Origin of the sequence: Eggerthella sp., assembly GCF_048329335.1 — a bacterium.
Lineage (GTDB): Bacteria > Actinomycetota > Coriobacteriia > Coriobacteriales > Eggerthellaceae > Eggerthella > Eggerthella lenta.
On sequence record NZ_DBFEGU010000226.1, the window covers coordinates 1 to 4,939 of the forward strand.

Sequence of the window (4,939 nt, forward strand, 5' to 3'; positions counted from 1 at the left end):
CAACGTTTGAGTATTCTACCGGTAGTTTCGAATACGCGCAAGCCCCTTTTTCGAAAATTTCTCGAAGAGGATTTGCATCGGCTTGCGGATATCCCCTTGGCATCGGTGCCCGTTTTGGGATAGAATAGCGGGACGCTTTACGGGCCTATAGCTCAATGGTGGAGCAGGGGACTCATAATCCCTTGGTTGCAGGTTCGAGCCCTGCTGGGCCCACCAGGAAAATCGAAACCGGTTGCGCTACGACTCGCGCAACCGGTTTTTTATGCGGCGGTCGCCGGGTCGCCCGGAGCTCACCTGGACTTGGAAACGGAGGCCCTTCGCACGATCTCGACCTGGGGGCACCGCCGCTCGATCTCGGCGAAGAATTCTTCCTTGTCCTTGACGGCGATCATCAGCTCCTCGTAGCCGATGCGCAGCTCGATGCGGTCGAACGACGCCGCCAGGGAAGCCAACGGGTTGGACGTCTCGCGCAACCGGCGGATCTTCGAGACGGGATACGTCGCCTTCTGGAAGCCGAACACGATGAGCAGGTTGCCCTTCCCGTCGAACTCGACGTAGTTGCGAAGAAGCGTAGGGATGATGAAGATGTCGCAGAGGACAAGGCACAGCGAGCAGACGACGGCGCTTATGAACGCGCCCTCTTTCGCAGGATCGGCGAAGAACGACGTGAGCGGCCACGCCAGCATGACGTTGACGCCCACCGTCAACGCGTAATACCACCCGTCCACTTTCCCCGCGAACCTCATCGGCTCACCCATGATGCTCCTTCAATACGTCGACATGCGTCTTCAGCGAAAGAACGATGAGCACGGCGACGCCCAAGGCCGCCGCGATGCCGATGACCAAGCACGCCGTGCGCACCGCGTCGTCCTGTTGGGCGTAGCTCCACGCCCCGAAGCACCAAAAATCGATCGCGAGCAGGAAGATGGCCACACCTGAGCGTCGAGCCTCCCGGCGATACTGCGCCTCGCTCGGGTTGAGCGCCAGAAAGTTGTTTCCCCCGGCGAGGATGCTGAAGCATTTCACATTGCCGGCGAACACGAACGCGCCATACACGCACATGAGAACACCGACGACGATGAGGGCGATGAACGTTTCCATGATGGGCCTACCTCATACGAATTCCGGCAAGCTCTTCGCCGTTCAGGAAGCTGATGCCGTACGTTACCGTCGCTTTCTCGTACACGGCGACGACCTCCACCACATCGAACACCTGCCCGGATTGCGAGATCTCCGTCGCGTACGCATTGCCGAACGACCCGAAGGCACCCCAATCACCGGGAACCGTGATCTCCCTCGCTTGCTCCATCATCTCGGCGTTGAGACCCGCTTTCATTTCGTCGATCGACATCGACTGCAGCGTTTCGTAATCGCCCGCGTCGAGCAGCGCGACCACCTCCTGCGCACGCTCGATTACCTGCTGCTCGGTTTGGTGGGAGCTTTGCCCCGCAGGGGCGGTTTTCGGCGATGCCCACCAGGTCGCGGCTCCGATGATCGCCGCCACGGCCACCGCGACGGTCGCCACGATAGCTATCGTCTTGGTGCGCTTGCGTTTCTTGCCGGCGGCTCGCTCCGCTTCGGAGAGATCCTCGTTGAACTCTTGCGCCACCTGACGCGGGTCGCCCATGCGGGATTCCACCTGCTCCCAGGTCTCGCCTGCTGACAGAGCAGCGGCGATGTCGGATTCGAGGTCGCGCACGAACTCGGCTTGGCGCGCTTTCGAGCAGGTCAGACGCTTCGCAACCGCCTTCACATAGGATTCCTTGTTCATCGCTCCTCCTCCATGATCGACCGCACATGTCCGTCGAATTCGTTCCAGATCTCGTACATCTCGCGCAACGCGTCGCGCCCCGCCTCGGTGATCGCGTAGTACTTGCGCGCGGGCTCCTTCGCAACGTGCGCGCTCATGCGGCTGGTCACGAGGCCGCCGTCCTCAAGCCGGTAGAGGATGGGGTACAGCGTGCCCTCCTTGAGCGCGAGCGCGCCGTTCGAGCGGTCGCGAAGCTCGCTGATCAGCTGATAGCCGTATTTCTCCTCGTGCTGCAGCAGCTTCAAGACGAGCATGTCGAGCGCGCCCTTCTTCATCTGCTGCGCGAACCGGAGCTGCATTCCGAACCCTTCCCTCTATCACCTAGCAATACTAAATATATCTGATCTGCGAATATCTTGCAATACGATAAGACCGAGCAAAAGCCCGACGCTGCAGCGCATCGGGCTGAAAATGACGAAAAGACGTCGAATTTGGAAACCGCCGCGTCCTTTCGGACACACTCGGAACAGTGCATGCAGGAAAGGCGACTGCGCGACCAGGCGTTTCGCAAAAGGAAGCCGACCGGCGTCCGCGAAAGCCGGTGCGAGATTTCCGAATTCGATGCTTTTTCGCCATCACCGGCACCGTCGACAGCCCGTACGCCGCGTCGAGGAACAGGAAGACGGGTTACTGGGTTCTTTTAACCAGGTAGCATTTATGGATACGGGGGTTGCGTTCGAAGTCGTGGGGAATGGTCTGCGCCGTGATGTCCTCGAGCGTGACGCCGTACTTGGCCAGCGCCTCCTCGTCGGGCTTGAACGAACGGAGGTTGCACGAGAACACGGCCTCGCCCTCTTCCGACAGCAGGCGCGACACGCCGATGAGCAGCTCCACATGGTCGCGCTGCACGTCCCACGTGCGCTTGCCCATGGCCTTGGAGTTGGAGAACGTGGGCGGATCGACGAACACGAGGTCGAAGCGGCGGCCGGTGCGGCGCGCTTCGGTGATCCACGCCATCGTGTCGCCGCGTTCGAAGGTATGCTGCTCCCCCTCGAAGCCGTTGGCTGCCATATTGCGAGCGGCCCAGTCGAGGTAGGTCTGCGACAAGTCCACCGTCGCAGTGCTCTTGGCGCCGCCACCGGCTGCATGCACGCTCGCCGAACCCGTGTAGGCGAACAGGTTGAGGAAGCGCTTTCCCTCGGCCTTCTTCCCCACCAGCTCGCGCGTGAGACGATGGTCGAGGAACAGGCCTGTATCCAGGTAACCGACCAGATCGACCTCGAACAGATAGCCGTCCTCGCGCACCTGGGTGACGTAGGAGCGCCGGCTCGAGTCGCGATACTGGCTGCCGCCCTTGTCGCGGCGGCGCACCTTCGAGAACACGTGGTCGGGGCGCACGCCCAGCACCACGGGCGCGAGCGCCAGCACGTCGTCGTAGCGGCGCTGCGCCTTGCCGGGATCGATGGTGGAGGGCGCCGCGTACTCGGCGATGTGCAGGTACAGGTTGCCCTCGGCATCGCCCGCGCCCGGATACACGTCGATGGCCACGGCGTAGTCGGGCAGGTCGGCATCGTACACGCGGTAGCACGACACGCCTTCACGGCGCGCCCACTTGCGGCGCTCCTTGGCCGTTTTGCGCAGCCGTGCGGCGAACTGCTCGGACGTCGGCTCCAGCACCTCCACCACATGCTCGGCGCCGCCCGCGGGATCGGGCACGACCACCTTCACGGCCTCCATGGGGGGCTTGTCGAACACGAGCGCCTCGGTCTCCACGCGGTCGCGGCCGAGCACGGCGCGCACCGCGGGCGCGACGCCAAAGCGCGCCTCCACGATCTCGCCGCCGGCCACGGCGAACGTCGAGCCCCCCGGAGCGACCGAAGCCGCGCGCACGAACGCGGCCGCGTCAGCCTGCGAGCGCGCGTCGGACTGGGCCCGCTCGCCCGTGGGCAGCACGCTGGCGACCGTGCACGAGGCCGCCTCTCCGCCGCGCGCCCTGCCGGCAGCGGCGCACACGCGCGACACCAACTCGTCGACGCTCTGCGCGTCCGCAAGCTCGATGCTGACGGCCTGGCGCAAGCCCGCGCGCTTGGCGTGGACGCGCGCCCGCGCTATGGCCGGAGACGACGTGGACGCGCCCGCGAAGCGCACATGCGCCGGATCGGGCGGTGCCGACGCGGGGCCGTCGAGCGCGCCCGGCGCCGTGGCCGACGCGAGGCCGCGTTCGAACCGCTCGTCCGCCTCGTCGATGAGCTCGTTCCAGACGTCAGGATCCGAAGGCACCCAGCCGAAGAAACCCCAGCGCTCGCGCGTAAGGCCCGGAGCCAGGTCGCACGCGGCAGATGCCGCCTCCACCACCAGGAAGCCGTCGCCGCACGCCGGATCGACCAGCGCCTCGCCGCGGCTTCCGCGGGTGCGCCAACCTGCCAGCGCCAGAAGGCCGGCCGCGAGCGCGCACGACAGCGGGGCGTCGGGACCGTCGTCGGGCGTGAGGTAGGAACGGTGGTACAACGATTCGCCCGACAGGTCGAGCGAGATCGTGGCGCGCCCCTCCCGCACACGCACGTCCACCGAAACGTCGGCATGATCGGCGTCGACGTCGGGACGTTCGCCGCGCATCTCACGCAAACGGTCGCATACGGCATCCTTCACCTTGAGCGCCGTGAACCGGGTGTTGCGCAGCTCGTCGTTCATGCCGTGCGCCTGCACGGACATGCTCGCGCCCGGAACGATGACGCCCTCCCAGGCGATGCGCCGCACGCCCTCGTACAGCAGGTTCGCATCGCCTGCGTTCACGCGCCCCACCACCACGAGGATGCGCGAAGCCAGCCGCGACCACAGGCACGCCGACAACGCATGGCGCACGTCGCAGAAAAAGGCGACGCCCCCGCCGAGGGGGCGCACGCGCTTGATGCCCAGACGCTTCAGCTCTTCGGCGAGCGGCGCCTCCAAACCGGACAGGCAGCTAGCGAACAGTTCGAGGTTTTCGTTATCCATACAGCGCAGATCCAATCTTCGCATGCCGCAGGTTGGCGTAGTAAGTCAGCGAGAAGGACCCTGGTGTTCCGAATTGGCGGGATGGAGAAGGCGAAGCGTACGTTGCGTACGCGAGTCTTCGCCATCGCGCCAAAGCGGGGCGCCAGGGTCCTTCGCAGCGTCGGCCCGTTCCGACGGCCGTCAGGCCGCCGGAAC

Annotated in this window: 5 protein-coding genes and 1 tRNA gene; 1 reads left to right on the forward strand and 5 read right to left on the reverse strand. The window is 64.9% G+C overall.

The annotated features are described in order from the left end of the window. Positions 1-141: 141 nt before the first annotated feature. A tRNA-Ile gene (locus tag ACMO6A_RS07420) sits at positions 142-216 on the forward strand. Between the two features lie 74 nt (positions 217-290). Here the strand turns inward: ACMO6A_RS07420 and ACMO6A_RS07425 are convergent. The 5 genes from ACMO6A_RS07425 to rlmKL form a co-directional block, all read right to left on the reverse strand. Further along, on the reverse strand, positions 291-758 hold the full coding sequence (locus ACMO6A_RS07425; RefSeq protein WP_009304557.1) for a PH domain-containing protein: 468 nt from the start codon (positions 756-758) through the stop codon (positions 291-293). Then, a complete protein-coding gene (locus ACMO6A_RS07430) occupies positions 751-1,101 on the reverse strand; it encodes a hypothetical protein (protein WP_009304558.1) in 351 nt (116 codons plus the stop codon). The genes ACMO6A_RS07425 and ACMO6A_RS07430 overlap by 8 nt, the downstream gene beginning before the upstream one ends. A 7-nt stretch (positions 1,102-1,108) precedes the next feature. Continuing rightward, on the reverse strand, positions 1,109-1,771 hold the full coding sequence (locus tag ACMO6A_RS07435) for a DUF3887 domain-containing protein (RefSeq protein ID WP_009304559.1): 663 nt from the start codon (positions 1,769-1,771) through the stop codon (positions 1,109-1,111). Then, positions 1,768-2,109 (reverse strand): PadR family transcriptional regulator, encoded by a 342-nt coding sequence (locus ACMO6A_RS07440; RefSeq protein ID WP_009608334.1) that lies wholly within the window; start codon positions 2,107-2,109, stop codon positions 1,768-1,770. Before ACMO6A_RS07440 ends, ACMO6A_RS07435 begins: the two co-directional genes overlap by 4 nt. Positions 2,110-2,437: 328 nt before the next feature. Beyond that, positions 2,438-4,744: a bifunctional 23S rRNA (guanine(2069)-N(7))-methyltransferase RlmK/23S rRNA (guanine(2445)-N(2))-methyltransferase RlmL gene (rlmKL, locus tag ACMO6A_RS07445; RefSeq protein WP_009608391.1), complete on the reverse strand. Its 2,307-nt coding sequence runs from the start codon at positions 4,742-4,744 to the stop codon at positions 2,438-2,440. Between the last annotated feature and the right edge of the window lie 195 nt (positions 4,745-4,939).

Excerpts from the sequence above, each read along its gene's own strand:
- ACMO6A_RS07435 (WP_009304559.1), bottom strand. The coding sequence starts at position 1,771 with ATGAACAAGGAATCCTATGTGAAGGCGGTTGCGAAGCGTCTGACCTGC.
- rlmKL (WP_009608391.1), bottom strand. The coding sequence starts at position 4,744 with ATGGATAACGAAAACCTCGAACTGTTCGCTAGCTGCCTGTCCGGTTTG.
- ACMO6A_RS07425 (WP_009304557.1), bottom strand. The coding sequence starts at position 758 with ATGGGTGAGCCGATGAGGTTCGCGGGGAAAGTGGACGGGTGGTATTAC.
- ACMO6A_RS07440 (WP_009608334.1), bottom strand. The coding sequence starts at position 2,109 with ATGCAGCTCCGGTTCGCGCAGCAGATGAAGAAGGGCGCGCTCGACATG.
- ACMO6A_RS07430 (WP_009304558.1), bottom strand. The coding sequence starts at position 1,101 with ATGGAAACGTTCATCGCCCTCATCGTCGTCGGTGTTCTCATGTGCGTG.